The sequence below is a fragment of the Variovorax paradoxus genome (genome assembly GCF_000834655.1).
Classification (GTDB): Bacteria; Pseudomonadota; Gammaproteobacteria; order Burkholderiales; family Burkholderiaceae_C; genus Variovorax; species Variovorax paradoxus_F.
Window position 1 is genome coordinate 110,987 of record NZ_JXQQ01000007.1, and the last position, 26,304, is coordinate 137,290.

At 65.4% G+C, this 26,304-nt stretch carries 26 protein-coding genes and 1 tRNA gene; 21 read left to right on the plus strand and 6 right to left on the minus strand.

The window, feature by feature from the left end:
• The first annotated feature begins 83 nt into the window (after positions 1–83).
• From scpA to RT97_RS02445, 8 genes are read left to right on the plus strand one after another with little or no spacing between them, the layout of a single operon-like run.
• Positions 84–2,246, plus strand: a complete 2,163-nt coding sequence (gene scpA / locus RT97_RS02410; RefSeq protein ID WP_042577187.1) for a methylmalonyl-CoA mutase — start codon at positions 84–86, stop codon at positions 2,244–2,246.
• Between the two features lie 14 nt (positions 2,247–2,260).
• Entirely contained in the window at positions 2,261–2,770 is a 510-nt protein-coding gene (locus RT97_RS02415; protein WP_042577188.1) for a GNAT family N-acetyltransferase, read from the plus strand.
• Between the two features lie 26 nt (positions 2,771–2,796).
• On the plus strand, positions 2,797–3,285 hold the full coding sequence (locus RT97_RS32305; protein ID WP_080898148.1) for a GIY-YIG nuclease family protein: 489 nt from the start codon (positions 2,797–2,799) through the stop codon (positions 3,283–3,285).
• Positions 3,286–3,305: 20 nt separating this feature from the next.
• On the plus strand, positions 3,306–4,349 hold the full coding sequence (meaB, locus tag RT97_RS02425; RefSeq protein WP_042577189.1) for a methylmalonyl Co-A mutase-associated GTPase MeaB: 1,044 nt from the start codon (positions 3,306–3,308) through the stop codon (positions 4,347–4,349).
• 40 nt (positions 4,350–4,389) lie between these two features.
• A complete protein-coding gene (locus tag RT97_RS02430; RefSeq protein ID WP_042577190.1) occupies positions 4,390–5,934 on the plus strand; it encodes an acyl-CoA carboxylase subunit beta in 1,545 nt (514 codons plus the stop codon).
• A gap of 20 nt (positions 5,935–5,954) precedes the next feature.
• Positions 5,955–8,003, plus strand: a complete 2,049-nt coding sequence (accC, locus tag RT97_RS02435; protein ID WP_042577236.1) for an acetyl-CoA carboxylase biotin carboxylase subunit — start codon at positions 5,955–5,957, stop codon at positions 8,001–8,003.
• Positions 8,003–9,034 carry a biotin synthase BioB gene (gene bioB / locus RT97_RS02440; protein WP_042577191.1) on the plus strand — a complete coding sequence of 344 codons (1,032 nt, stop codon included), beginning with the start codon at positions 8,003–8,005 and terminating at the stop codon, positions 9,032–9,034. The genes accC and bioB overlap by 1 nt, the downstream gene beginning before the upstream one ends.
• Entirely contained in the window at positions 9,031–9,516 is a 486-nt protein-coding gene (locus RT97_RS02445; RefSeq protein ID WP_042577192.1) for a VOC family protein, read from the plus strand. Before bioB ends, RT97_RS02445 begins: the two co-directional genes overlap by 4 nt.
• Before the next feature lie 111 nt (positions 9,517–9,627).
• On the opposite strand, the gene RT97_RS02450 is transcribed toward RT97_RS02445, so the two are convergent.
• Positions 9,628–10,125, minus strand: coding sequence for an Lrp/AsnC family transcriptional regulator (locus RT97_RS02450; protein WP_042577193.1), 498 nt, complete (start codon positions 10,123–10,125; stop codon positions 9,628–9,630).
• 120 nt (positions 10,126–10,245) lie between these two features.
• Here RT97_RS02450 and yedA point away from each other — a divergent pair, with 120 nt between their 5' ends.
• Entirely contained in the window at positions 10,246–11,157 is a 912-nt protein-coding gene (yedA, locus tag RT97_RS02455) for a drug/metabolite exporter YedA (RefSeq protein WP_042577194.1), read from the plus strand.
• Positions 11,158–11,183: 26 nt separating this feature from the next.
• Here the strand turns inward: yedA and RT97_RS02460 are convergent, their stop codons facing one another.
• The 4 genes from RT97_RS02460 to RT97_RS02475 all read right to left on the minus strand — a co-directional run bounded on the left by RT97_RS02460 (position 11,184) and on the right by RT97_RS02475 (position 15,262).
• Positions 11,184–11,822, minus strand: coding sequence for a LysE family translocator (locus RT97_RS02460; protein ID WP_042577195.1), 639 nt, complete (start codon positions 11,820–11,822; stop codon positions 11,184–11,186).
• Entirely contained in the window at positions 11,819–12,454 is a 636-nt protein-coding gene (locus RT97_RS02465) for an RnfABCDGE type electron transport complex subunit B (RefSeq protein ID WP_042577196.1), read from the minus strand. The genes RT97_RS02460 and RT97_RS02465 overlap by 4 nt, the downstream gene beginning before the upstream one ends.
• A gap of 17 nt (positions 12,455–12,471) precedes the next feature.
• On the minus strand, positions 12,472–13,908 hold the full coding sequence (locus RT97_RS02470) for a polyhydroxyalkanoate depolymerase (protein WP_042577197.1): 1,437 nt from the start codon (positions 13,906–13,908) through the stop codon (positions 12,472–12,474).
• A gap of 157 nt (positions 13,909–14,065) precedes the next feature.
• A complete protein-coding gene (locus RT97_RS02475) occupies positions 14,066–15,262 on the minus strand; it encodes an amino acid aminotransferase (protein WP_042577198.1) in 1,197 nt (398 codons plus the stop codon).
• A 105-nt stretch (positions 15,263–15,367) separates the two neighbouring features.
• Here RT97_RS02475 and uvrB point away from each other — a divergent pair, with 105 nt between their 5' ends.
• From uvrB to RT97_RS02525, 10 genes are all read left to right on the plus strand, one after another.
• A complete protein-coding gene (gene uvrB, locus RT97_RS02480) occupies positions 15,368–17,485 on the plus strand; it encodes an excinuclease ABC subunit UvrB (RefSeq protein WP_042577199.1) in 2,118 nt (705 codons plus the stop codon).
• 234 nt (positions 17,486–17,719) lie between these two features.
• Positions 17,720–18,256, plus strand: coding sequence for a Fe-S cluster assembly transcriptional regulator IscR (gene iscR / locus RT97_RS02485; protein ID WP_007828186.1), 537 nt, complete (start codon positions 17,720–17,722; stop codon positions 18,254–18,256).
• A gap of 88 nt (positions 18,257–18,344) precedes the next feature.
• Positions 18,345–19,565: an IscS subfamily cysteine desulfurase gene (locus RT97_RS02490; protein ID WP_042577200.1), complete on the plus strand. Its 1,221-nt coding sequence runs from the start codon at positions 18,345–18,347 to the stop codon at positions 19,563–19,565.
• 50 nt (positions 19,566–19,615) lie between these two features.
• A complete protein-coding gene (gene iscU, locus RT97_RS02495) occupies positions 19,616–20,035 on the plus strand; it encodes a Fe-S cluster assembly scaffold IscU (protein WP_042577201.1) in 420 nt (139 codons plus the stop codon).
• Position 20,036: 1 nt separating this feature from the next.
• Positions 20,037–20,360 carry an iron-sulfur cluster assembly protein IscA gene (gene iscA, locus RT97_RS02500; protein ID WP_007828190.1) on the plus strand — a complete coding sequence of 108 codons (324 nt, stop codon included), beginning with the start codon at positions 20,037–20,039 and terminating at the stop codon, positions 20,358–20,360.
• Between the two features lie 63 nt (positions 20,361–20,423).
• Complete coding sequence (gene hscB, locus RT97_RS02505) at positions 20,424–20,942, plus strand: Fe-S protein assembly co-chaperone HscB (RefSeq protein WP_042577202.1); 519 nt, start codon at positions 20,424–20,426, stop codon at positions 20,940–20,942.
• Between the two features lie 6 nt (positions 20,943–20,948).
• Positions 20,949–22,811 (plus strand): Fe-S protein assembly chaperone HscA, encoded by a 1,863-nt coding sequence (hscA, locus tag RT97_RS02510; protein ID WP_042577203.1) that lies wholly within the window; start codon positions 20,949–20,951, stop codon positions 22,809–22,811.
• A gap of 9 nt (positions 22,812–22,820) precedes the next feature.
• Positions 22,821–23,159 carry an ISC system 2Fe-2S type ferredoxin gene (gene fdx, locus RT97_RS02515; protein ID WP_013542153.1) on the plus strand — a complete coding sequence of 113 codons (339 nt, stop codon included), beginning with the start codon at positions 22,821–22,823 and terminating at the stop codon, positions 23,157–23,159.
• On the plus strand, positions 23,159–23,881 hold the full coding sequence (gene dnaQ, locus RT97_RS02520; RefSeq protein ID WP_042577204.1) for a DNA polymerase III subunit epsilon: 723 nt from the start codon (positions 23,159–23,161) through the stop codon (positions 23,879–23,881). The genes fdx and dnaQ overlap by 1 nt, the downstream gene beginning before the upstream one ends.
• A 57-nt stretch (positions 23,882–23,938) precedes the next feature.
• Positions 23,939–24,013: transfer RNA gene (locus tag RT97_RS02525), tRNA-Val, on the plus strand.
• Between the two features lie 52 nt (positions 24,014–24,065).
• Here RT97_RS02525 and RT97_RS02530 read toward each other — a convergent pair.
• Positions 24,066–24,863, minus strand: coding sequence for a DUF1266 domain-containing protein (locus RT97_RS02530; protein WP_042577205.1), 798 nt, complete (start codon positions 24,861–24,863; stop codon positions 24,066–24,068).
• A gap of 174 nt (positions 24,864–25,037) precedes the next feature.
• Between RT97_RS02530 and RT97_RS32310 the strand changes: the two genes are divergently transcribed.
• Together RT97_RS32310 and RT97_RS02535 are read left to right on the plus strand one after the other, a co-directional pair.
• Positions 25,038–25,160: a stereocilin gene (locus RT97_RS32310; RefSeq protein ID WP_080898149.1), complete on the plus strand. Its 123-nt coding sequence runs from the start codon at positions 25,038–25,040 to the stop codon at positions 25,158–25,160.
• A 32-nt stretch (positions 25,161–25,192) separates the two neighbouring features.
• Positions 25,193–26,296, plus strand: coding sequence for an NAD(P)/FAD-dependent oxidoreductase (locus RT97_RS02535; protein WP_042577206.1), 1,104 nt, complete (start codon positions 25,193–25,195; stop codon positions 26,294–26,296).
• The last annotated feature ends 8 nt before the right edge of the window (positions 26,297–26,304 follow it).

Consider the following 26,304-nt stretch of genomic DNA (forward strand, 5'->3'; position numbering starts at 1 on the left):
TCGCTGCCGGCCTGCAAATCCTTGCGGGCGAATCTGCGAATCCCTGTAATCCCCTGCAAGACAACTGCAAAGCGGCGCCTTCCATGAGCAGCACACCCGAACCCACCTTCAAGCCCGCCGATCTCGGCGCCTGGGCCAAGTCCGCGGCCAAGTCCGCGCCGGGCGGCGACGTGAGCGCGCTGAACTGGGTCACGCCCGACGGCATCACCGTCAAGCCGCTCTACACCGCGGCCGATCTGCAGGGCCTGAAGTACACCGACACGCTGCCCGGCTTCGAGCCGTACCTGCGCGGCCCGCAGGCCACCATGTATGCGGTGCGCCCCTGGACCATCCGCCAGTACGCGGGCTTCTCGACCGCCGAGGAATCGAACGCGTTCTATCGGAAGGCGCTGGCCGCCGGCGGTCAGGGCGTGAGCGTGGCCTTCGACCTGGCCACCCACCGCGGCTACGACAGCGACCATCCGCGCGTGACGGGCGACGTCGGCAAGGCCGGCGTGGCCATCGATTCGGTGGAAGACATGAAGATCCTGTTCGACCAGATCCCGCTGGACAAGGTCTCCGTGTCGATGACGATGAACGGGGCGGTGCTGCCGGTGCTCGCGGGCTACGTGGTCGCGGCCGAAGAGCAGGGCGTGGCGCAGGACCAGCTGAGCGGGACCATCCAGAACGACATCCTCAAGGAGTTCATGGTCCGCAACACCTACATCTTTCCGCCCGCGCCGAGCATGCGGATCATCGGCGACATCATCGAGTACACGGCGCAGAACATGCCCAAGTTCAACTCGATCTCGATCAGCGGCTACCACATGCAGGAAGCTGGCGCCAACCAGGCGCTGGAGCTGGCTTTCACCCTGGCCGACGGCAAGGAATACGTGAAGACGGCGCTGGCCAAGGGCCTCGATGTGGACGGCTTCGCCGGGCGCCTGAGCTTTTTCTGGGCCATTGGCATGAACTTCTATCTCGAAGTGGCCAAGATGCGCGCGGCGCGCCTCTTGTGGTGCCGCATCATGAAGGAGTTCGAGCCCAAGAACCCGAAGAGCCTGATGCTCCGCACGCACTGCCAGACCTCGGGCTGGTCGCTCACCGAGCAGGACCCCTACAACAACATCGTGCGCACCACCATCGAGGCGATGGCTGCGGTGTTCGGCGGCACGCAGAGCCTGCACACCAACGCGCTGGACGAGGCGATTGCGCTGCCCACCGAGTTCAGCTCGCGCATCGCGCGCAACACGCAGCTCATCATCCAGGAAGAGACGCACATCACCAACGTGGTGGACCCCTGGGCCGGCAGCTACATGATGGAGAAGCTCACGCAGGACATGGCCGACGCGGCCTGGGCCATCATCGAAGAAGTCGAGGCAATGGGCGGCATGACCAAGGCGGTCGACAGCGGCTGGGCCAAGCTCAAGATCGAGGCGGCCGCCGCCGAGAAGCAGGCGCGCATCGATTCGGGCAAGGACGTGATCGTGGGCGTCAACAAGTACAAGTTGAAGAACGAGGACGCGATCGACAGCCTCTCCATCGACAACGTGATGGTGCGCGACCAGCAGGTGGCGCGGCTGCAGAAGATCCGGGCTTCCCGCGACACAGCCAAGGTGCAGGCCGCGCTCGACGCGCTCACCGAAGCGGCCGAGAACGGCACCGGCAACCTGCTCGCGCTGAGCATCGACGCCGTGCGCCTGCGCGCGACGGTGGGCGAGATTTCGGACGCGCTCGAAAAATCATTCGGCCGCCATCGGGCCGACACGCAAAAGGTGACCGGTGTGTACGCAGCTGCTTATGACTCCGCCGAGGGCTGGGAAGCCCTCAAGACCGAAATCAACGCCTTCGCCGAAGCGCAGGGCCGCCGCCCGCGCGTGATGATCTCCAAGCTCGGGCAGGACGGGCACGACCGCGGCGCCAAGGTCGTTGCGACCGCATTCGCCGACCTGGGGTTCGATGTGGACATGGGGCCGCTGTTCCAGACGCCCGAAGAATGCGCGCGGCAGGCGATTGAAAACGACGTACATGCCGTCGGCGTGAGCACCCTCGCAGCCGGCCATAAGACTCTCGTGCCCGCCATCATCAACGAGCTCAAGAAGCAGGGCGCGGACGACATCATCGTGTTCGTCGGCGGGGTGATCCCGCGGCAGGACTACGACTTTCTCTACGAAGCCGGCGTCAAGGGCATCTACGGACCGGGCACGCCCATTCCGGCCAGCGCCAAGGACGTGCTGGAGCAGATCCGCGCGGCCGTCGCGGCCTGACGGGGACGCCAGACGTGGGCGATCTTTTGTCGCGGCTGTCGCTGCAGCCTGTGGATTCCAGCGATTTCGAGGACATGCTGGCCGTGCGCATCGATGCGATGCGCCCGAGCCTGGAGCGTGTCGGGCGCTTCGACCTCGCGCGTTCGCGCGAACGGCTGAGCGCCGGTTTTGCCGTGCCGTTCATGCACCACATCGTGCTGGACGGCGACCAGCGCGTCGGCTTCGTCACGCTCAAGCCCGAAGGCGCGGATGCGCTGCGACTGGACCACCTGTACCTGCGTACCGGCTTCCAGGGCAGCGGCATCGGCGAATGGGTGGTGCGCTGGGCGAAGGCAGAGGCGCGCGAGAAGAAGCTCGACATCAAGCTCACCGCGCTCGTGCAGAGCGATGCCAACCGCTTCTACCTGCGGCACGGCTTCGTGCTCGAAGGCGAGGAGGGCGTCGACCTGCACTACCGCTGGCGCGTCCAGGACACAAGCGTCCTCTCGAACGTCCACTCGAAAACAACCACCCGTTCGGGCTGAGCTTGTCGAAGCCTTCCACCACCCTCGTGAAACCCTTCTTCTCCTACCTGCTGCGCTGTTCGGATGGCTCGTATCACGCGGGCCATACCGATGACATCGATATCCGGATGCGCCAGCATGTCGATGGGCAGGACGGATACACCGCAACGCGAAAGCCGCTCGAGTTGGTCTGGCAGGGCGGGTTCGACACGCGAGAAGGTGCGATCGCGTTCGAGCAGCAGATCAAGGGATGGTCGCGTGCAAAGAAAGAGGCTTTGATCCGGGGCGAGTGGGACCGCATCAAGGAATTGGCGAAGTCCAGCAGCGCGCGTGAGCAGCTTCGACAAGCTCAGCCCGAACGCTCGGGGGAGAGTCCCGGCGCCATTGTTCGTGCTGAAGCTTTTGATCGTTGCACCAGCGCCGATCGTGCCGACCCAGCCGCTCGTCCTGTTCGCCCCGAGCCTGTCGAAGGGCTATCCACCGCACAGCCCCGGCTTCGACAAGCTCAGGCCGAACGGTCAGAGGGGAGGATATGAATACTGTTTCATCTCGTCCCTTGGCTTCCTCCGCCTTGTTGGATGGTGTCGTTTCGGACACTGCGTCCATCCAGCGCCGCGCGATCGCCAAGGCCATCACGCTGCTCGAATCCACGCGTGCCGACCACCGCACCCAGGCCGACGAATTGCTCACTGCGCTGCTGCCGCGCACCGGCAATTCGTTTCGCCTCGGCATCTCGGGCGTGCCCGGCGTGGGCAAATCGACCTTCATCGAGACGCTGGGCCTCTTGCTGATCGACAAGGGGCATCGCGTCGCGGTGCTCACCATCGACCCTTCATCCACGGTGTCCGGCGGTTCCATCCTCGGCGACAAGACGCGCATGGAACGGCTCTCGGTGCACGAGCGCGCCTACATCCGCCCGAGCCCTTCGAGCGGCACGCTCGGCGGCGTCGCCGAGAAGACGCGCGAGGCGATGCTGGTGTGCGAGGCCGCCGGCTACGACGTCGTGATCGTGGAGACGGTGGGCGTGGGCCAGTCCGAGACGGCCGTCTCCGGCATGACCGACATGTTCGTGCTGATGCAACTGCCCAATGCCGGCGACGACCTGCAGGCGATCAAGAAGGGCGTGATGGAGCTGGCCGACCTCGTGGTCATCAACAAGGCCGACATCGACAAGGACGCCGCCACGCGCGCGCAGGCCCAGATCACGTCGGCGCTGCGCCTCTTCGGCCACCAGGGCAACCCGGACCACGCGCACGCGGTGCACGACGCGCACAGCGGCGCGGAGGTGCGCTTCTGGCTTCCCAGGGTGCTGCAGCTGAGCGCGCTCGCGGGCACCGGCGTCGATGCCTTCTGGGAAGCCGTCACTCAATTCAGATCGCTGCAGACCGCCAACGGCAAGCTCGCCGGGCGCCGCGAGAAACAGGCCACCGCATGGATGTGGGAACGCATCGACGCGGGCCTCAAGCACGCCTTCAGGCACCACGCGCAAGTGCGCGAACTGTTGCCGCAACTCACCCGGCAGGTGGCGCAGGGCGCGCTGCCGGCATCGACCGCGGCGCGCCAGCTGCTCGCGGCGGCAGCCATCACCGCCAGCCCCTGACCGCACACCCCATTCACGACCACAGCTTCGGAAGCACACCATGCAAGAACTGATTGAACAACTCGAACAGCGCCGCGCCAAGGCGCGCCTGGGCGGCGGGCAGAAGCGCATCGACGCGCAGCACGCCAAGGGCAAGCTCACCGCGCGCGAGCGCATCGAGCTCTTGCTCGACGACAACACCTTCGAAGAGTGGGACATGTTCGTGGAGCACCGCTCGGTCGACTTCGGCATGGCCGAGCAGAAGATCCCCGGCGACGGCGTGGTCACCGGCTACGGAATGATCAACGGCCGCCTGGTATTCGTGTTCAGCCAGGACTTCACCGTCTTCGGCGGCGCGCTCAGCGAGGCGCACGCAGAGAAGATCTGCAAGGTGATGGACCAGGCGATGAAGGTGGGCGCACCGGTTATCGGCCTGAACGACTCGGGCGGCGCGCGCATCCAGGAAGGCGTGGCGTCGCTCGGCGGCTATGCCGACGTGTTCCAGCGCAACGTGATGGCCTCGGGCGTGGTGCCGCAGATCAGCATGGTGATGGGCCCGTGCGCGGGCGGCGCGGTGTACTCGCCCGCCATGACCGACTTCATCTTCATGGTCAAGGACTCCAGCTACATGTTCGTCACAGGCCCCGACGTGGTGAAAACCGTGACCCACGAGACCGTGACGGCCGAAGAGCTCGGAGGCGCCATCACCCACACGACGCGCAGCGGCGTGGCCGACATGGCGTTCGAGAACGACGTCGAGGCGCTGATGATGCTGCGGCGCCTCTACAACTACCTGCCGCTCAACAACCGCGAAAAGCCGCCGGTGCGCCTGGGCAACAACGGCCAGGGAGACCCGGCCGACCGGCCCGACTACTCGCTGGACACGCTGGTGCCCGACAACCCGAACAAGCCCTACGACATCAAGGAACTGATCCTCAAGGTGGTCGATGACGGCGACTTCTTCGAGCTGCAGCCCGACTACGCCAAGAACATCGTGATCGGCTTCGCGCGCATGGAAGGCCAGACGGTCGGCATCGTGGCGAACCAGCCGCTGGTGCTGGCGGGGTGCCTCGACATCAAGAGCAGCATCAAGGCCGCGCGCTTCGTGCGCTTTTGCGATGCGTTCAACATCCCGGTCATCACTTTCGTCGACGTGCCCGGCTTCATGCCCGGCACGGGGCAGGAGTACGGCGGCATCATCAAGCACGGGGCCAAGCTGCTCTACGCCTACGCGGAGTGCACGGTGCCGAAGATCACGGTCATCACGCGCAAGGCGTACGGCGGTGCGTACGACGTGATGGCTTCCAAGCACCTGCGCGGCGACGTCAACCTCGCATGGCCGCGTGCCGAGATCGCGGTGATGGGTGCCAAGGGCGCGGTGGAAATCATCTTCCGCGAAGACAAGAACGACCCCGAGAAGCTGGCCGCACGCGAGGCCGAATACAAGGCGCGCTTTGCGAACCCGTATGTGGCGAGCGCCCGCGGCTACATCGACGACGTGATCCTGCCGCACGAGACGCGCAAGCGCATCTGCCGCTCGCTCGTGATGCTGCGCGAGAAGAAGCTCGAGAACCCGTGGCGCAAGCACGGAAACATCCCCCTGTGAGCGGCCTGGAGAAGAAGAACATGTTCAAGAAGATCCTGATCGCCAACCGCGGCGAAATCGCCTGCCGCGTGATTCAAACGGCCAAGAAGATGGGCATCCTCACGGTCGCCGTCTACTCCGACGCCGACAAGGAAGCGCGCCACGTCGAGCTGGCCGACGAGGCCGTGCACATCGGCGCCGCGCCCAGCCGCGAGAGTTACCTGCAGGCCGACCGCATCATCGCAGCGTGTAAGCAGACGGGCGCCGAGGCGGTGCACCCGGGCTACGGCTTCCTGTCGGAGAACGAAGCGTTCGCCCGCAAGGTCGAGGAAGAGGGCATTGCCTTCATCGGGCCGAAGCACTATTCGATCGCGGCGATGGGCGACAAGATCGCCTCGAAGAAGCTCGCGAACGAGGCCAAGGTCAACACCATCCCCGGTTGGAACGACGCCATCGAGACGGCCGAGCGCGCCGTCGAGATTGCCAAGGACATCGGCTACCCCGTGATGATCAAGGCCTCGGCCGGCGGCGGCGGCAAGGGCCTGCGCGTGGCCTTCAACGACAAGGAAGCCTTCGAGGGCTTCACCTCGTGCCGCAACGAGGCGCGCAACAGCTTCGGCGACGACCGCGTGTTCATCGAGAAGTTCGTCGAGGAGCCGCGCCACATCGAGATCCAGGTGCTGGGCGATTCGCACGGCAACGTCATCTATCTGAACGAGCGCGAATGCTCGATCCAGCGGCGCCACCAGAAGGTGATCGAAGAGGCGCCTTCGCCCTTCATCAGCGACGAGACGCGCAAGGCGATGGGCGCCCAGGCGGTGCAACTGGCCAAGGCCGTGAACTACCAGAGCGCAGGCACGGTGGAGTTCGTGGTCGGCAAGGACCAGAGCTTCTACTTCCTCGAGATGAACACGCGCCTGCAGGTGGAGCACCCGGTGACGGAGTGCATCACGGGGCTGGACCTCGTGGAGCTGATGATCCGCGTCGCGGCCGGCGAGAAGCTGCCGCTCACGCAGGAAGAGGTCAGGCGCGATGGCTGGGCCATCGAGTGCCGCATCAACGCAGAAGACCCGTTCCGCAACTTCCTGCCTTCGACCGGGCGCCTGGTGAAGTTCCAGCCGCCGGCCGAGACCATGTTCGCGAGCGACACCGGGCACCTGAACGGCGTGCGCGTGGACACCGGCGTGTACGACGGCGGCGAGATCCCGATGTACTACGACTCGATGATCGCCAAGCTCATCGTGCACGGCAAGGATCGCCAGCATGCGATCGCCCGCATGCGCGAGGCGCTCAACGGTTTCGTGATCCGCGGCATCAGCAGCAACATTCCGTTCCAGGCGGCGCTGCTCGCGCATCCGAAATTCGTGGCGGGCGACTTCAACACCGGCTTCATCGCCGAGCATTACGGCAAGGGCTTCCATGCCGAAGACGTGCCGCACACCGATCCGTCGTTCCTGGTCGCGCTCGCGGCCTATGTGCACCGCCGCTACCGCGCACGCGCCTCGGGCATCAGCGGGCAGCTCGAAGGCCACGGCGTGAAGGTGGGCGAGCAGTTCGTGGTGGTGGAGCTGGGGGCCGAAGGCAAGCATGTGCACCACCCCGTGTCCGTCACCGACTTCCACGGCAAGACCGGCGCGAGCGCGGTGGCCGTGGGCGGCAAGAGCTACAAGATCGACAGCAGCTTCGCGCTCGGCGCGGTCCGCGTGCAGGGCATCGTCAACGACAAACCCTTCACCGCGCAGGTCGAGCGCGGCGCGGGCAAGAATCCGCTGGCGCTGCGCGTGTCGCACGATGGCACGCAGATCGAGGCGATGGTGCTGTCGCCGCTCGGTGCGCGCCTGCTCGAGCTGATGCCCTACAAGGCGCCGCCGGACCTGAGCAAGTTCCTGATGTCGCCGATGCCGGGCCTCCTGGTCGAGGTGTCGGTGCAGCCAGGGCAGCAGGTGCGCGCCGGCGAGAAGCTGGCCGTGATCGAGGCCATGAAGATGGAGAACGTGCTCTTCGCCGCGCAAGACGGCGTGGTGGGCAAGATCTCGGCGGGCAAAGGCGAATCGCTCGCGGTCGACCAAATCATTCTGGAGTTCAACTGATGGGTGCCAACGACCTGCAACAGACGATCACGCTGCACCGCCCCGCAAAGCCGGTGGCGCCGCAAGGCCCGTGGTCGGTCGAGGCGATCCAGGCGCTGCTCGACAAGCCGCTGATGGAACTGCTGTTCGAGGCGCAGACGGTGCATCGCCAGCACTTTCCCGAGGGCGACATCGAGCTTGCAACGCTGCTCTCGGTCAAGACCGGCGGCTGCCCCGAGAACTGCGGCTACTGCCCGCAGTCGGCCGAGTTCGACACCGGCGTGAAGGCGCAGAAGCTCATGGAGGTCGAAGAGGTGCTGCGCGCCGCGCAAGCCGCCAAGGACGCTGGCGCCACGCGCTTCTGCATGGGCGCCGCATGGCGCGCGCCGAAGGACCGCGATGTGGAGAAGGTGGCCGTGCTGGTCGAGGCGGTGAAGGGCCTGGGCATGCAGACCTGCGCCACGCTCGGCATGCTGGAGCCGCACCACGCGCACCAGCTCAAGGCCGCGGGCCTCGATTACTACAACCACAACCTCGACACTGCGCCCGAGTACTACACCGACATCGTCGACACGCGCAGCTACCAGGACCGGCTCGACACGCTGGCCCATGTGCGCAGTGCCGGCATCAGCGTGTGCTGCGGCGGCATCGTCGGCATGGGCGAGCAGCCGGTGCACCGCGCCGGGTTGATCGCGCAACTGGCCAACCTGAGCCCTTACCCGGAGTCGGTGCCGATCAACAGCCTGGTGCGCGTGCCTGGCACGCCGCTGGCGGATTCGGAGCCGGTCGATCCTTTCGACTTCGTGCGAATGATCGCGGTCGCGCGCATCACGATGCCGACCGCGCGCGTGCGGCTGTCGGCCGGGCGCCAGCAGATGGGTGATGCGGTGCAGGCGCTGTGCTTCATGGCGGGTGCGAATTCGATCTTCTATGGCGACAAGCTGCTGGTCACCGGCAACCCCGATGTGGATGCGGACGTGCAGTTGCTGCGCAAGCTCGGCTTGCAGTCGCGCCGCACGACAACCACCGAAACGCTGGAGGTCTGCGCATGACGACCACGGCGCGTCCCTTCAAGGTGCTGGGCATCCAGCAGATCGCCATCGGCGGGCTCGACAAGACGCGCCTGCAGAAGCTCTGGGTCGACATGCTGGGGCTCGAAGTCACCGGCACCTTCAAGAGCGAACGCGAGAACGTCGACGAGGACATCTGCGCGATGGGCAGCGGCCCGTTCAAGGTCGAGGTCGACCTGATGCAGCCGCTGGACCCGGAAAAGAAGCCCGCGGTGCACGCGACGCCGCTCAACCACGTGGGGCTGTGGATCGACGACCTGCCCAAGGCCGTCGAATGGCTCACGGCGCAGGGCGTGCGCTTTGCGCCCGGCGGCATCCGCAAGGGCGCGGCGGGGTTCGACATCTGCTTCCTGCATCCGAAAGCGAACGACGAATTCCCGATCGCGGGCGAGGGCGTGCTGATCGAGATGGTGCAGGCGCCGCCTGAGGTGGTGAAAGCTTTCAGCGCACTCGCGAACCACTGACACTGCGCCGTCGACAGCCGTTCGGGCTGAGCTTGTCGAAGCTTTGCGCGAGGCTTCGACAAGCTCAGCCCGAACGGGTTTTGGGGTTTGAGAACGTGAACGCAGCCGGTATCAGGCGTTGAGCACTTTCCGGATCGGCGGCTTCACGTCGCTGCGGCGCGGCGGCAGCATCGGCTGGTGCTCGCGCGCCGGGTTCAGGATGATCGAGGTCGCGGTCTCGGTGAGGATGCAGAACTTGGTGACCACCGCGTCGAGGTGGCTCACGTCGATCACCGCGATCTCGAGGATCCAGCTGTCCTCGCCGGTCACGTTGTAGGCGTTCACGCATTCGGGCGTGTCCTGCACCAGCTTCACGACAAGGTCGTAGTCGGCGCGGCCGACGCGGATGATCGCGCGGATGCCGTAGCCCAGCTTGCCCAGGTTGACGGTGGCGCGGTAGCCGCTGATGACGCCCGCGGCCTCCAGCTTCTTCACGCGCTCGGTCACGGCCGGCTGGCTCAGGTGCACGCGGCGGCCGAGCTCGGCCATCGTGAGGCGCGCATCGCCCTGCAGCTCGGCGAGGATGCGGGTGTCGTGCGCATCCAGCGCGGGGTTCAAGGTGAAGTCCATGGAACTCCTTTAAATCGACGGTGGTGGGGCGGTAGAACCGTGGAATGTCCATGGTTCGACGAAGGCGCCTTTCATACCATGGGCGGCGCTTCAATACCGATAAATCAGAGACTCCTCGACATGCCGACCCTTGCCGCCCCCGCCGCGCCCGGTGCCAACCGTGGCGCACTGCCGCCTTTGCTTTGGCTTTGCCTTGCCGCCACCTGGGTGGTTTGGGGCTCGACCTACCTGGCGATCAAGTACGCGCTGATCAGCTTCCCGCCGTTCCTGCAGATGGGATCGCGCTTTCTCTTTGCGGGCGTGCTGCTCGCGGTGTGGATGCGGTGGCGCGGCGCCGCCTGGCCTTCGCGACTGCAGTGGCGCAATGCGCTGGTCGTGGGGGCGTTGATGCTCGGCGGCGGCATGGGCGGTACGGCCCATGCCGAGGTGACGATCGGCTCGGGACTCGTGGTGGCCTTCATCGCGGTGGTGCCGCTGCTGATCGCATTGCTGAACCTCATATGGGGCATCAAGCCGACGCGCATGGAGGCGGCCGGCATCGCCCTCGGCCTCATCGGCGTGCTGATGCTGACGCAGGGCAGCGGCTTCCAGTCGTCGCCCGCGGGGCTCGCGGCGATTTCCATCGCCTGCATCTGCTGGTCGATGGGGAGCGTGCTGAGCCAGCGCAGCCTGCCGCTCGCGCCCGGTGCGATGGGTTTTGCGAGCGAGATGATCTGCGGCGGCGTGGTGCTGCTGGTGCTCGCGGCCGTGTCGCGCGAGAGCCTCGCGTGGCCCCCGGCGCCGGAGGCCGTCTGGGCGTGGCTGTACCTCGTGGTGTTCGGCTCGCTGATCGCTTTCAACGCCTACATGGTGCTCCTTGCGAAGGCGCCGGCCGCACTGGCGGCGAGCTACACCTTCGTGAACCCGGTGATCGCGATGCTGCTGGGCGTGTGGATCGCCAACGAGACGGTCACACGCTTCGAGTGGTACGCGGTGGCGGTCGTGCTGGCGGGGGTGCTGTTGCTGCTCTTCAAGCGCCCCAAGAAGGACTGAAGCGCTGAGGCGCTGGCACGTTCTCTTCAGGTACCCGGGCGGCGCCAGAACGCCAGGGTGGCCGCCAGCAGCCACATGCAGGCCGCGCAGCTGCGGTTCAGCACCTTGAGGCCGCGGCGCGAGAGCCAGCGCACGGCCTGCGTGCCGGCGGCCGCGTAGGCCAGCATCACGCAGGTGTCGAGCACCACGAAGATCGCGCCGAGCACGAGGTACTGCACCCCCTGCGGCTTGGTGATGTCGATGAACTGCGGCAGGAAGGCCGCGAAGAACAGCACCGTCTTCGGGTTCGACAGCGCCACGAGCAGGCTTCGCACCAATGCGACGCGGCCATGCGGCCGGACCTCGACGGCGGACTTGGCCAGCGCCGCGCCCAGGTCGGTCGCTTCGCTGCGCCAGAGCTTGATGCCGAGCCAGACGAGGTACGCGACACCCGCCACGCGGATCACGTTGAAGAGCAACTCCGACGCGGCGAGCAGCGAGCCCAGCCCCAGCGCCACCACCGCGATCAGCGTGACGCTGCCGAGCGACGCGCCTGCGATGCCCCAGCTCGCACGCCGCATGCCGCCGTCGATACCGTTGGACAGCGCCAGCAGCATCGTGGGGCCGGGAATGACGGCGAGGGCGAGCGAGGCGACGACGTAGATCGGCAGGGTGTCGAGTGTCATGGCTTGGAGCCGGCTTTGTCGCGTTGTTCGGCGGCGGCCCGGGCGCGCGCCAGGGCGGCTTCGACGATGGAGCGCTTGCGCGTGTCGGCGGCTTGGGGCTCGGCGACGGCAGGGGCCGCTTCGGCCTCGCGCTTCGCGGCGTCACGGTGCTGGCCGTGCAGCTTGTAGCGCTGCAGCGCGGCTTCGGCCTGCGCTTGCGACCAGGCTTGCCAGCCGCTGCGGCCCGGCGTTTCGACTTCGAGCGAGATGCAATCGACCGGGCAGACCGGAATGCAGAGCTCGCAGCCCGTGCAGTGCGCCTCGATCACCGTGTGCATGCGCTTGTTGATGCCGACGATCGCATCCGTCGGGCAGGCGTCCAGGCAGAGCGTGCAGCCGATGCACCAGGCCTCGTCGATGACGGCCATGGCGCGGGGGCCTTCGATGCCGAACTGCGGATCGAGCGGCAGCGCGGGGCGGCCGGTGACGATTGCGAGGCGGGCGATGCCTTCGGCGCCGCCCGGCGGGCATTGGTTGATGTCCGCTTCGCCGTCGGCGATGGCTTGCGCGTAGCCGGCGCAATCGGGGTAGCCGCACCGTGTGCACTGCGTTTGCGGCAGTGCGTCGTTGATGCGTGCGGCCAGCCCGTTCACTTCAGGTTGCGCGCGCCTCAGCGCGCGGCGCTGGCGCGGGGCTTCTTGGCGGCCGCGGGCTTTTTGGCAGGGGCCGCCACAGCGGCTTTTTTCGCGGCCGGCGACTTCTTGGCCGCGACGGCCGGGACCTTCTGGCCCGGCTTGATCCGGTCTTCGGCAGCGAGGCTTTCGCGCGCGCCGGCACGGCTTTGCGGCTGGTCGTTCGCGGCGATGAACTTCACCAGCTTCGGGTAGACGAGGTCGCGCCAGCGGCGGCCGCTGAAGATGCCGTAGTGGCCTGCGCCCTTGACTTCGTAGTGCTCGCGCTTCGAATCGGCAACGCCGGTGCACAGGCTGTGCGCGGCTTCGGTCTGGCCCGAGCCGGAGATGTCGTCGAGTTCGCCTTCGACCGTGAGCAGCGCGGCCGTGCGGATGTCTTGCGGACGCACGCGCTCGATCTGGCCTTCGGGGTTTTTCACGTCCCAGGTGCCGTTCACGAGTTCGAATTGCTGGAACACGGTGCGGATCGTGTCGAGGTAGTAATCGGCGTCCATGTCGAGCACGGCGTTGTACTCGTCGTAGAACTTGCGGTGCGCCTCGGCACTGGCGTCGTCGCCCTTGATCAGGTCTTTGAAGTAGTCGTAATGGCTCGAGGCATGGCGGTCGGGGTTCATCGCGACGAAGCCCGTGTGCTGCAGGAAGCCCGGGTACACGCGGCGGCCTTCACCCGGGAAGCCCTGCGGCACGCGGTAGATCACGTTGTTCTCGAACCATTCGTAGCTCTTGTTCATCGCGAGGTTGTTGACCGCGGTGGGCGACTTGCGGGCGTCGATCGGGCCGCCCATCATCGTGAGCGTGAGCGGCAGCGGCTCCTTGCGGCTCGCCATGAGCGAGACGGCCGCGAGCACCGGCACGGTGGGCTGGCACACGCTCACCACGTGGCAGTTGCCGTACTCGGCCTGCAGGCGGCGGATGAACTCCTGCACGTAGTTGATGTAGTCGTCCAGGTGGAATTCGCCTTCCGACATCGGCACGAGGCGCGCGTTCTTCCAGTCGGTGATGTAGACCTTGTGGTCTTGCAGCATGGTGCGAACGGTGTCGCGCAGGAGCGTGGCGTAGTGGCCCGACAGCGGCGCCACGATCAGCACCACGGGCTGGCTCTTGAGCGTTTTTAGGATGTGCGGCTCGTCGGTGAAGCGTTTGAAGCGGCGCAGTTCGCAGAAGGGCTTGTCGAGCTCGACGGCCTCTTGGATGACGACTTCCTCGCCCTCGACCTTCACCGACTTGATGTTGAACTCAGGCTTCTCGTAGTCCTTGCCCAGGCGATAGAGCAGGTCGTAGCCCGCGGCCATGCGCTGGGCCATGGGCAGTTGGCCCCACACGGCGCCGGGGCCGTAGAGCTTGGAGGCCGCCTGCGCGAAGTCCGAGAACGGCTCCATCAGGGAACGCTGGGCTTCGTAGAGTTGGTAGAGCATCGCTGGTCTTGGAGTGGAATGTTGCAGTGCAATATATCAGCGCATCTACCGGCATGCAGGGGGCCTAACCCCTAGTCCGACCCCGCGACAGGGGCCCTTTTCGCGAAAGGTGTGAAGGAATCGTCACAAGACGGACTCCTTCACGCCTTCCTGTCACCTAGATGACTTTGGCGATCGACGCGCAGACGTAGTCGATGTTCTTGCTGTTGAGCGCGGCCACGCACATGCGGCCGGTGTCGGTGCCGTACACGCCGAATTCATTGCGCAGGCGCACCATCTGGTCCTTGCTGAGACCCGAGTAGCTGAACATGCCGATCTGCGTGGTGATGAAGCTCATGTCTTCTTTCACGCCCGCGGCCTTCAGGCCGTCGACCAGCTTCTGGCGCATCGCCTTGATGCGCACGCGCATCTCGCCGAGTTCCTTTTCCCACAAGGCGCGCAGTTCGGCGTTGCCAAGCACGGCGGCCACCACCGCGCCGCCGTGGATCGGCGGGTTGCTGTAGTTGGTGCGGATGGCGATCTTGAGCTGCGACAGCACGCGGCCGGCTTCTTCCTTGTTCTCGCACAGCACCGACAGGGCGCCCACGCGCTCGCCATAGAGGCTGAAGCTCTTGGAGAACGAGGTCGAGACGAAGAAGGTCAGGCCGGCTTCGACGAACTTGGCGACGGCGGCGCCGTCTTCCTTCAGGCCATAGCCGAAGCCCTGGTAGGCCATGTCGAGGAAAGGCACGAGGCCCTTGGCCTTGACCGCGGCGACGACCTGGTCCCACTGGGCGGCGGTGATGTCGTAGCCGGTCGGGTTGTGGCAGCACGCGTGCAGCACGACGACGGTGCCCGCGGGCGCTGCGTTGAGCGCTGCCAGCATGCCGTCGAAGTTGATGCCGCGCTTGGCGGCGTCGTAGTAGGGGTAGCTTTCGACTTCGAAGCCGGCGTTGGTGAACAGGGCCCGGTGGTTTTCCCAGCTCGGGTCGCTGATCAGCACCTTGGCCTTGGGGTTGAGCTTCTTCAGGAAGTCGGCGCCGACCTTCAGGCCGCCGGTGCCGCCGATCGCTTGAATGGTGGCCACGCGGCCCGAGGTGACCGGCTCGCTGTCGGCACCGAAAACCAGCGTCTTCACGGCGTTGTCGTACGCGACGATGCCGTCGATGGGGAGATAACCGCGCGCCGAGGGCGCTTTCATCATGTTTTGCTCGGCGGCCTGCACGCACTGGAGCAGGGGCAGCTTGCCGTTGTCGTCGTAATAGACGCCGACGCCGAGATTGACCTTGTTGGGGTTGGTATCGGCTGCAAATTGCTCGTTGAGGCCGAGGATCGGGTCGCGCGGTGCCATTTCGACCGCGGTGAACATAGACATGGAAAGGTCCTTTGGGATGAAAGCTTCGCTGGCAACCGGACTTGCGCTACGCTTTCCGGTTGCCTTGAATTTTACCGGCGCCATCGCCACCTGTCGGGAACAGCCATGCCAGAGAACACCGAAGCCATAGCAGACCTGAAGAAACTGGACCCGATCGGTCCGGCCAAGCAGGGCGAATTCATCAAGTACCCCGGTTCCCCGTTCGAGCTTTTCCAGCCTTATCCGCCGGCGGGCGATCAGCCCAAGGCAATCGATGGGCTGGTCGACGGCGTGAACGATGGCGAGGTGTTCCAGACGCTGCTGGGCGTCACGGGCTCGGGCAAGACCTTCACCATGGCCAACGTGATCGCGCGGCTGGGCCGCCCGGCCATCGTGTTCGCGCCCAACAAGACGCTGGCGGCTCAGCTCTACAGCGAGTTTCGCGAGTTCTTCCCGAAGAACGCGGTCGAGTACTTCGTAAGTTATTACGACTACTACCAGCCCGAGGCCTACGTGCCGCAGCGCGACCTGTTCATCGAGAAGGACTCCTCGATCAACGAGCACATCGAGCAGATGCGCCTGTCTGCCACCAAGAGCGTGCTGGAGCGGCGCGACACGGTCATCGTGGGAACGGTGAGCGCGATCTACGGCATCGGCACGCCCGAGGACTACACGCAGATGCGTTTCATCATGCGCGTGGGCGACAAGATCGGGCAGCGCGACGTGATCAGCCGGTTGATTCGCATGCAGTACACGCGCAACGAACAGGACTTTGCGCGCGGGACCTTCCGCGTGCGTGGCGACACCATTGACGTGTTCCCGGCGGAGCACAGCGAGTTGGCGATCCGCATCGAACTGTTCGACGACGAGATCGAGTCGCTGCAGCTGTTCGATCCGCTCACGGGGCGCATCCGCCAGAAGATTCCGCGCTTCACGGTGTACCCGTCGAGCCACTATGTGACGCCCCGCGACAAGGTGCTGGGCGCGGTGGAGACCATCAAGATCGAGCTGGCCGAGCGCCTGAAAGAGTTCGTGGGGCAGGGCAAGCTCGTGGAGGCGCAGCGCCTGGAACAGCGCACCCGCTTCGACTTGGAGATGCTGGCCGAGATCGGCCACTGCAAGGGCATCGAGAACTACTCGCGCCACCTTTCGGGCGCGGCGCCCGGCGATCCGCCGGCCACGCTGACCGACTATCTGCCGAAGGACGCGTTGATGTTCCTCGACGAGAGCCACCAGATGATCGGCCAGCTCAACGCCATGTACAGCGGCGATCGGGCGCGCAAGACCACGCTGGTCGAGTACGGCTTCCGGCTGCCTTCGGCGATGGACAACCGGCCGCTCAAGTTCGAGGAATTCGAAAAGCGCATGCGGCAGGCGATCTTCGTCTCGGCCACGCCGGCGCAGTATGAAAAGGACCACTCCGGCAATGTCGTCGAGCAACTGGTGCGTCCAACGGGCCTGATCGATCCCGAGGTCGAGGTGCGTCCCGCCACGCACCAGGTGGACGACGTGCTGGGCGAGATCCGAATCCGCGTGGACAAGAACGAGCGTGTGCTCATCACGACGCTGACCAAGCGCATGGCCGAGCAGTTGACCGACTACCTTGGCGACAACGGCGTGAAGGTGCGCTATCTGCATAGCGACGTGGACACGGTCGAGCGGGTGGAAATTCTGCGCGACCTGCGCCTGGGCACCTTCGATGTGCTGGTGGGCATCAACCTGCTGCGGGAAGGGCTGGACATTCCCGAGGTGTCGCTGGTGGCGATCCTCGACGCGGACAAGGAAGGTTTCCTGCGCGCCGAACGTTCGCTGATCCAGACGATCGGCCGCGCGGCGCGGAACCTGAACGGGAAGGCGATCCTGTACGCCGACCGCATGACCGATTCGATGAAGAAGGCCATCGACGAGACCGAGCGTCGCCGCGCCCGCCAGATCGCCCATAACGAGGCCCACGGCATCACGCCGCGCAGCATCGTCAAGCAGGTGCGCGACCTGATCGACGGCGTCTACAGCGAGAAGACGGGCAAGGAAATGGCCAAGCTCGACCTGGAACGCGCCAAGGTCGAGGACATGAGCGAGAAGGACATCGCGCGGGAAATCAAGCGCCTGGAGAAGCTCATGCTCGAGCACGCACGCAACCTCGAGTTCGAGAAGGCGGCGCGGGTACGGGACCAGTTGGCGCTGCTGCGGGAGCAGGCATTTGGGGCTTCTGGCGGCGACAACATCGTGATCTTGCCGTCTTAGGCCGGAAGTCCGCGTTCTTCAAGGGGTTGGCGCTGGGGTTTACCCCAGCAGAGTTGAGGGGCTTCTGCTATACTTGACCGAAACACTCAACAACAAAAACTAGAACTTCGCGATGAAGGACCGACTCCTACCGACTGGTTCACCAGCGTCAAGGGTCGGGCAGGGCGGAGACGAAGTCACCGCGGTCCAGGACCACGGTGTCATTTCAACGGTAAGCACTTGAAGGAGCTTGCGATGCGTCTCACTACCAAAGGCCGTTTTGCGGTCACCGCCATGATCGATCTGGCCCTCCGCCAGAACACCGGTCCGGTTACCTTGGCTGCAATCAGTCAGCGGCAGCAGATTTCGTTGTCGTATCTCGAACAGCTGTTCGGCAAGCTGCGCCGTCACGAACTGGTCGAATCGACCCGTGGCCCCGGCGGCGGCTACAGCCTCGGCCGCAAGGCTGCGGACATTACCGTGGCCGACATCATCGTCTCCGTCGACGAGCCCATCGATGCCACCCAATGTGGCGGCAAGGAAAACTGCCTCGGCGAAGCGGGCCGTTGCATGACGCACGAACTCTGGGCTTCGCTGAACCAGCGCATGGTCGAGTTTCTCGATTCCGTCACGCTGCAGAAGCTGGTCGACGACCAGATCGCCAAGGGCGTGCAGATCGAGAACAAGCCGGTCGTCAAGCGCGCGATCTCGGCCCAGCCGGTGGTCAAGCCGATTCGCGTGAATGCGCCGAATTCGGTGTTTGCCCTTGGTAACGCCTTCGCCAAGTCCTGATGCCCTGAATCGCGGCACGAGCCTGCGGGCGTTGCCGCGAGAGAAGCCCAGATTAAAGAACAACCCCCCACGCCAGCCCGAGCCAGCCATGGACGTCACTCCTCATTTCCCGATCTATCTCGATTACGGCGCGACCACGCCAGTCGACCCGCGTGTGGTCGACGCCATGATTCCCTGGTTGCGCGAGCACTTCGGCAACCCGGCGTCGCGCAGTCACGCATGGGGCTGGGAAGCTGAAGAGGCTGTCGAAAAGGCGCGCGGCCAGGTGGCGGACCTGATCAATGCCGACCCCCGCGAGATCGTCTGGACTTCGGGAGCCACCGAGTCCATCAACCTTGCGCTCAAGGGTGCAGCCCAGTTCTACAAGGGCAAGGGCAAGCACCTGATCACGCTGAAGACCGAGCACAAGGCCGTGCTCGACACCATGCGCGAACTCGAGCGCCAGGGCTTCGAAGTCACCTACCTCGACGTCGAGGAAAACGGCCTCGTCGATCTCGACAAGTTCAAGGCCGCGATCCGCCCCGACACCATCCTGGCCAGCGTGCTGTTCGTGAACAACGAGATCGGCGTGATACAGGACGTAGTTGCCTTGGGCAATGCCTGTCGCGAAAAGGGCGTGATCTTCCACGTCGACTCGGCCCAGGCCACCGGCAAGGTCGAGATCGACATCACGAAGCTGCCCATCGACCTGATGAGCCTCGCTTCGCACAAGACATACGGCCCCAAGGGCATCGGCGCCCTGTACGTGCGTCGCAAGCCCCGCATTCGCCTCGAAGCGCAAATGCACGGTGGCGGTCACGAGCGCGGCATGCGTTCGGGCACCTTGCCCACGCACCAGATCGTCGGGATGGGCGAGGCCTACCGCATCGCCAAGCTCGAGATGAAGGACGACATCGCCCATGCGCGCCGCCTGCAGCAGCGCCTGCTCGATGGCCTGAAGGACGTCGAACAGGTGTTCATCAACGGCGACCTCGAACGGCGCGTGCCGCACAACCTGAACATGAGCTTCAACTACGTCGAAGGCGAGTCGTTGATCATGGGCATCAAGGGCCTGGCGGTGTCGTCGGGTTCGGCCTGCACCTCGGCCAGCCTGGAGCCCAGCTATGTGCTGCGCGCCCTGGGCCGCAGCGACGAGCTGGCCCACAGCAGCCTGCGCATGACCATCGGCCGTTTCACCACCGAAGAAGAAATCGACTACGCCATCTCGACCATCAAGCACAACGTGGCCAAGCTGCGTGAGCTGAGCCCCCTTTGGGAGATGTTCCAGGACGGCGTCGACATCAGCACGATCCAGTGGTCGGCCCACTGACCCAGGCCCGCCCAAGGCTCCACGATTGAACAAAGTTTGAGAGGTACACCATGGCATATTCTTCCAAGGTCATCGACCACTACGAAAATCCCCGCAACGTCGGCTCCTTCGAAAAGGGCGACGACTCGGTAGGCACCGGCATGGTCGGCGCGCCGGCCTGCGGCGACGTGATGAAGCTGCAGATCAAGGTCAACCCCGAAACCGGCGTTATCGAAGACGCGCGCTTCAAGACCTATGGCTGCGGCTCGGCCATTGCCTCGTCGTCGCTCGTGACGGAATGGGTCAAGGGCAAGACGCTCGACGAAGCGGCCGCCCTGAAGAACGCGCAGATCGCCGAAGAACTGGCGCTGCCGCCGGTCAAGATCCACTGCTCGATCCTCGCGGAAGACGCCATCAAGGCAGCCGTGAGCGACTACAAGGCCAAGCACGGCGCCAAGACCACCGAGTCGACCGCCGAAGCTGTTCACTGAGATGGCCGTCACGCTGACCGAAGCCGCTGCGCGCCACGTCACCCGTTACCTCGGCAAACGAGGCAAGGGCGTGGGTGTGCGGCTGGGCGTGAAGACCACCGGCTGCTCGGGCTTGGCCTACAAGCTCGAGTACGTGGACGAGTTCACGCCTGAAGACGTGGTGTTCGAAGACCACGGCGTGAAGGTGCTGGTCGACCCGAAGAGTCTGGCCTACATCGACGGCACGCAACTCGACTTCGTGCGCGAAGGCCTGAACGAAGGCTTCAAGTTCATCAATCCGAACGAGCGCGATCGCTGCGGCTGCGGGGAAAGCTTCCGCATCTGATGCGTCGTCGCTGACCGCGACCACAGCCGCCACCATGTCATGTGCTGGCGGTTTTTTCTTGCCATGAACCTGAACGACACCGACTTTGAACTGTTCGCCGTCCCGGCGACTTTCGCGCAGGACCGCGCTGCGCTCGACGCGCGCTGGAAAGAGCTGCAGCGCGAAGCGCACCCGGACCGCTTCGCCGCGCAGGGCGCCGCCGCGCAACGCGTGGCCATGCAGTGGTCGGTGCGCATCAACGAGGCCTACCAGCGGCTGAAGGACCCGATCCGCCGCGCGAGCTACATCTGCGAACTGCACGATGCGCCGCTCGACGCCGAGAACAACACGGCGATGCCGGCCGACTTCCTGATGCAGCAGATGGAATGGCGAGAGGCGCTCGACGACGCCGGCGACATCGCAGGGGTCGAGAAGCTGCAGGCCGAGGTCGATGCTGGCCGCGTCCGCGTGCTGTCGTCGCTCGACTGGCTGATCGACGAGAAGGGCGATTACCCCGCCGCTGCGCAGCAGGTGAGAGCCCTCATGTTCATTGAGCGCTTCGGACAGGACGTCGAAGCGAAATTCGATCAGTTGGGACAATAAGCCCTTATGGCTCTTCTTCAGATTTCCGAACCCGGCCAGGCGCCCGATCCCCACCAGCGCCGCATTGCCGTGGGCATCGACCTGGGCACCACGCATTCGTTGGTGGCTGCGGTGCGCAACGGCGTGGCCGAATGCCTGCCCGACGACCAGGGCCGCGTGCTTTTGCCCTCGGCCGTGCGCTATCTCGAGGGCGACCGCCGGCAGATCGGCTTCGATGCGCTCGCCGCGCGCGCGCAGGACCCCGCCAACACCATTACCTCGGTCAAGCGCCTCATGGGCCGGGGCCTTGCCGACATCGCGAACCGCGAAGCCATGTCGTACCGTATCGGCGGCGACGAGGGCGGCATGGTGAAGGTGCGGACCTCGGTGGGCGAGAAGTCGCCGGTCGAGATCAGCGCCGAGATCCTGGCCACGCTGCGTTTCCGCGCCGAAGACACTTTCGACAACGAGCTCTACGGCGCCGTCATCACCGTGCCGGCCTACTTCGACGAAGGCCAGCGCCAGGCCACCAAGGACGCCGCACAACTCGCCGGCCTCAATGTGCTGCGCCTGATCAGCGAGCCTACGGCCGCGGCCATCGCCTACGGCCTGGACAACGCGAGCGAAGGCGTCTATGCGGTCTACGACCTCGGCGGCGGCACCTTCGACATCTCGATCCTGCGGCTGACCCAGGGCGTGTTCGAGGTCATCGCGACCGGCGGCGATTCGGCGCTCGGCGGTGACGACTACGACCACGCCCTCGCCAATTTTGTGCTCGAGCAGACCGGCGTGAAGGCCGGCAACGACAGCGACAGGGCAGCGGTGCTCGTGGCAGCCCGCGCGGCGAAAGAAGCGCTGACCGATTCGGACACTGTTGAGTTCAAGGCCGACGTGGCCGGCGGTGTCGTCCTGTTCGACCTGACGCGTGCGCATTTCGACGCAGCGACGAAACCGCTCACGGACAAGACCATTGCTGCCGTCCGCAAGGCCCTGCGCGATGCGAAGCTCAAGGCCGACGACCTGCAAGGCATCGTCCTGGTCGGCGGCTCCACCCGCATGCCGCAGATCCGCGAGGCCGTGGCGGCATTCTTCGGCCGCGAGCCGCTGGTCAACCTGAATCCCGATGAGGTCGTCGCGCTCGGTGCCGCGATCCAGGCCAACCAACTGGCCGGCAACAACGGCGCGGGCGATCTGTTGCTGCTCGACGTGATTCCGCTCTCGCTCGGTATCGAGACGATGGGGGGGCTTGTCGAGCGCATCGTGCCGCGCAACCAGACCATCCCGACCGCGATGGCCCAGGACTTCACGACCTACCAGGACGGCCAGACGGCCCTTGCGCTGCATGTGGTGCAGGGCGAACGCGATCTGGTGTCCGACTGCCGCAGCCTCGCGCGCTTCACGCTTCGCGGCATCCCGCCCATGGCGGCCGGCGCGGCGCGCATCCGCGTGACCTTCACCGTCGATGCCGATGGCTTGCTGAGCGTGAGTGCGAAGGAGCAGGGCAGCGGCGTCGAAGCCAGCGTGGCTGTCAAGCCGTCTTACGGCCTTTCGGACGACCAGATCGCGACCATGCTGCAGGAGAGCTTCTCTACCGCGCAGCAGGACATGCAGGCCCGTGCGCTCGTCGAGGCGCGCGTCGACGCCGACCGCATGTTGCTCGCCACGCAGAGCGCCCTCGATGCCGACGGCGACCTGCTGAACGAAGACGAGCGCGCCGCCATCGATGCGTCGATGGCCAGGCTGCGCGAAGCGGCCAAGGGCAGCAGCGAAGCCGCCGCCATCGAAGCCGCCACCAAGGCGCTTGCCAACGACACCGAAGCCTTTGCTGCCCAGCGCATGAACGCGGGCATTGCGCGTGCCCTTGCCGGCCGCAAGGTCGAATCCCTCTAGAACAAGAACATGCCCACGATCAAGATCTACCCGCATCCCGAGTACTGCCCGCAAGGCGCCGAGATCACCGCGCCCGCCGGCACCTCGATCTGCGAGGCGCTGCTGGACAACCACATCAACATCGAGCATGCCTGCGAGATGAGCTGCGCCTGCACCACCTGCCACGTGATCGTGCGCGAGGGCTTCAACTCGCTCAACGAAGCGGAAGAGGGCGAAGAAGACCTGCTCGATCGCGCCTGGGGCCTGGAGCCGCAATCGCGCCTGAGTTGCCAATCGATCCTGGCGCAGGAGAATGTGACGATCGAGATTCCGAAGTACTCGATCAATCACGCTAAGGAAAACCACTGATGTCGCGCCAGATCGTCCTCGATACTGAAACCACCGGCCTCTCTGCAGAGAACGGCGACCGCATCATCGAGCTCGGCTGCGTGGAGCTGTTCGCCCGCAAGCTCACCGGCAACGACCTGCACATCTACTTCAACCCCGAGCGCGAGAGCCACGAGGACGCGCTTAAGGTGCACGGCCTGACGACCGACTTCCTGCGCGACAAGCCGAAGTTCGCCACGTTGGGCAACGACATCATTGAGTACCTGCGCGGCGCCGAAATCATCATTCACAACGCGGCCTTCGACGTCGGCTTCCTCAATAAGGAGTTCGAACTGGCCGGGCTGCCGCCGCTGCGCAGCTTTGTCGGCGAAGTGACCGACACGCTGGCCATGGCGAAGCTGGTCTACCCGGGCAAGCGCAACTCGCTCGACGCGCTGTGCGACCGCTTCGGCGTCGACCGTTCGAACCGCACCTTCCACGGCGCCAAGCTCGACGCGCAACTGCTGGCCGACGTCTACATCAACCTCACGCGCGGCCAGGATGCACTGCTGATCGACGTGGCGTCGAACGAGCCGGCGCAGGGCACCACCGTGGTGGCGATCGACCTGAGCCAGTTCGAGCTGCCGGTGATCACGGCCGGGGAGCAGGAGCTGGCGGCGCACGAGGCGGTGTTGTCGCAGCTCGACAAATCGAGCGGCGGCCGCACGCTGTTTCGCCAAAACAGCGGAAATGCTGTGGCATAATCGAAGGCTTCGCACACAGCGCGATTGATTTCCACGGCACTGCACACGCGGTGCCACGGGCGGTTAGCTCAGGGGTAGAGCACAGCATTCACACTGCTGGGGTCGGAGGTTCGAAACCTCCACCGCCCACCACAATTCCATAAAGCGGCACCCTCGGGTGCCGTTTTCGTTGGTGCCTTCGTTATCAGCGAAACGGCACGCTGCGGTAGGGACTGCGGGCGTCGTTCAACAGCATGCGGTTCGTGCGAAGCAGGTGTTCTTCGCGCGCGTCGGAGTAGCGCCAGATCAGGCCGGCGGCAATGTACGCGGCACTCACCTGCGACCAATCGGCATAGGCTTGGCGCACCTGCGCGTTCAACGCGCCGGCGAAAACTGCAAATTCCGCGCGCTCGATGAATCCCAATTGCACCGCCCAGCGCGACAGGCTGGCCAGTCGCACGGCATCCCAGGCGACCAGGTTGGTGATCTGGGGCGGCGAAACCTTGAAGTGCTTGCGCAAGTCGTTGACCCAACTCTGGCTGCCCGCCGTCAGCTGGGTCAGGTCTGTCACCGTGCGACCGCTTTCCGCCGCCAGCGCGCGGTAGTCCAGGCTCTTTCGCGCCTTGATCTGGAAGAACGCGGGAAACCACGCATCCATGACCAGCCGGAGCACGGCAGGCGTGCTCTGGGTCGCCTCATCGATTGCGGCAATGGCCCGCCACGTGGAGAGGTAGGTCGAACGCTGCCCCTCCTGCGCAAGCCAGTGTGCCGTTTGCTCGAAGCTGTCCCGGTCATGCACGTTCCAGACTTCCGTGATGCCCTCGCGCAGCGCATCGTCGTCTTTTCCGGTGGCCACGGCATTCACGTAGTCGCCGTTGAACGCAGAGAGCGGTGCGCTCAGCGTGACAAGCCATTGCTCCTCTGCCGCGAGTGTCTCCGCGCTGCTGAAATGAAGCTTCTCGTTGTCGAGCAGTGCATGCCCGAGCGTGTCCCTGATGCCCATTGATTCCCTCCAGTTTTTTTGAAACGGCGTCCGGATCGGATGTCCGGAGCGTCGCACGCAAATCTTAAACAGCGACGCCAATGAGTTGTGTCGGCCAACACCGACGCCAAGTGCCGCTCCATGCTGGCCGACCGCCCGTGGCGACGGTGTAGAAAGGAGAAAAAGGAAACGACCATGGCCACACATCCAGACCTTCCGACCCCCGTCACACCCGATCTGCCCGTGGAGCCCGACCAGGGGCCGAGCACGCCGCCCGACGAACCCACCGACCCGGAGCCGCCACCCACCGTCTCGTGATTCCATCGCGCGAGCCGCGATAAGCTTGCGCGATGGACGAACTCGATTGCGCCGTCATCGGCGGTGGTGTGGTGGGGCTGGCAGTGGCGCGCGCCTTGGCGCTCGCAGGCCGTGAAGTGCTGGTGCTCGAAGCAGCGGGTGCCATTGGCACCGGGACCAGTTCGCGCAACAGCGAAGTGATCCATGCAGGCATCTATTACCCGGAGGGTTCGCTGAAGGCGCGACTGTGCGTCGAAGGGCGGCAGGCGCTTTATGCCTATGCAGCGGAGCGCGGCGTGCCGCACCAGCGTTGCGGCAAGCTGATCGTGGCTACCTCGGCCGACCAAGTGGGCCAACTCGAGGCGATCCGCATGAAGGCAGTGGCGAATGGCGTCGACGACCTCGTGCAGATCACCTCAGACCAGGCCCGCGAGCTGGAGCCGCAGTTGCATTGCACGGCGGCACTGCATTCGCCCAGCACCGGCATCGTCGACAGTCACGCGCTCATGCTGAGCCTGCTCGGGGATCTGGAAAACGCGGGTGGAATGCTGGCACTGAAGTCGCCGATCACGCGCGCCGAATGTAGCGACAGCGGCATCGTGCTGATCGCCGAGGACGGCACGGCGCTGCGCTGCCGCAGCGTCGTCAATGCGGCAGGTCTCGGCGCTCCGGCGCTGGCCCGGCGGTTCGAAGGCCTCCCTGCCACGGCAATTCCGACAGCGTACTTCGCCAAGGGAAACTACTTCACCCTCTCGGGCCGCGCGCCGTTCAGCCGCCTCATCTACCCGGTGCCCGAGCCAGGCGGCCTCGGCGTGCATCTGACGATCGACCTGGGTGGCCAAGCCAAGTTCGGCCCCGACGTGCAGTGGGTCGAGTCGGCCGATGATCTTGTGGTGGATTCCGCCCGCGGTGACGGTTTCTATGCCGAGGTGCGCAAGTATTGGCCGGCATTGCCCGACGGCGGATTGATCCCCGGCTACGCCGGCATGCGACCCAAGATCTCCGGACCTGGCGAGCCTGCCGCCGACTTCCGGATCGACGGCCCTGATTCGCATGGCGTGCCGGGCCTGGTCAACCTGTTCGGCATCGAATCGCCGGGCCTCACCAGCAGCCTCGCGATCGGCGCTCACGTTGCGCGGTTGCTGGCCGATGTGTGAAGCAACGC

Bases quoted from the DNA above. Each gene is read 5' to 3' on its own strand.
- RT97_RS02490 (WP_042577200.1), top strand. From the start codon at position 18,345: ATGGACGTCACTCCTCATTTCCCGATCTATCTCGATTACGGCGCGACC.
- RT97_RS02470 (WP_042577197.1), bottom strand. From the start codon at position 13,908: ATGCTCTACCAACTCTACGAAGCCCAGCGTTCCCTGATGGAGCCGTTC.
- accC (WP_042577236.1), top strand. From the start codon at position 5,955: ATGTTCAAGAAGATCCTGATCGCCAACCGCGGCGAAATCGCCTGCCGC.
- RT97_RS02530 (WP_042577205.1), bottom strand. From the start codon at position 24,863: ATGGGCATCAGGGACACGCTCGGGCATGCACTGCTCGACAACGAGAAG.
- iscR (WP_007828186.1), top strand. From the start codon at position 17,720: ATGCGTCTCACTACCAAAGGCCGTTTTGCGGTCACCGCCATGATCGAT.
- iscU (WP_042577201.1), top strand. From the start codon at position 19,616: ATGGCATATTCTTCCAAGGTCATCGACCACTACGAAAATCCCCGCAAC.
- hscA (WP_042577203.1), top strand. From the start codon at position 20,949: ATGGCTCTTCTTCAGATTTCCGAACCCGGCCAGGCGCCCGATCCCCAC.
- RT97_RS02475 (WP_042577198.1), bottom strand. From the start codon at position 15,262: ATGTCTATGTTCACCGCGGTCGAAATGGCACCGCGCGACCCGATCCTC.
- scpA (WP_042577187.1), top strand. From the start codon at position 84: ATGAGCAGCACACCCGAACCCACCTTCAAGCCCGCCGATCTCGGCGCC.
- dnaQ (WP_042577204.1), top strand. From the start codon at position 23,159: ATGTCGCGCCAGATCGTCCTCGATACTGAAACCACCGGCCTCTCTGCA.
- RT97_RS02430 (WP_042577190.1), top strand. From the start codon at position 4,390: ATGCAAGAACTGATTGAACAACTCGAACAGCGCCGCGCCAAGGCGCGC.
- uvrB (WP_042577199.1), top strand. From the start codon at position 15,368: ATGCCAGAGAACACCGAAGCCATAGCAGACCTGAAGAAACTGGACCCG.
- fdx (WP_013542153.1), top strand. From the start codon at position 22,821: ATGCCCACGATCAAGATCTACCCGCATCCCGAGTACTGCCCGCAAGGC.
- yedA (WP_042577194.1), top strand. From the start codon at position 10,246: ATGCCGACCCTTGCCGCCCCCGCCGCGCCCGGTGCCAACCGTGGCGCA.
- hscB (WP_042577202.1), top strand. From the start codon at position 20,424: ATGAACCTGAACGACACCGACTTTGAACTGTTCGCCGTCCCGGCGACT.
- RT97_RS02460 (WP_042577195.1), bottom strand. From the start codon at position 11,822: ATGACACTCGACACCCTGCCGATCTACGTCGTCGCCTCGCTCGCCCTC.
- RT97_RS02450 (WP_042577193.1), bottom strand. From the start codon at position 10,125: ATGGACTTCACCTTGAACCCCGCGCTGGATGCGCACGACACCCGCATC.
- RT97_RS02535 (WP_042577206.1), top strand. From the start codon at position 25,193: ATGGACGAACTCGATTGCGCCGTCATCGGCGGTGGTGTGGTGGGGCTG.
- bioB (WP_042577191.1), top strand. From the start codon at position 8,003: ATGGGTGCCAACGACCTGCAACAGACGATCACGCTGCACCGCCCCGCA.
- iscA (WP_007828190.1), top strand. From the start codon at position 20,037: ATGGCCGTCACGCTGACCGAAGCCGCTGCGCGCCACGTCACCCGTTAC.
- RT97_RS02445 (WP_042577192.1), top strand. From the start codon at position 9,031: ATGACGACCACGGCGCGTCCCTTCAAGGTGCTGGGCATCCAGCAGATC.
- RT97_RS32310 (WP_080898149.1), top strand. From the start codon at position 25,038: ATGGCCACACATCCAGACCTTCCGACCCCCGTCACACCCGATCTGCCC.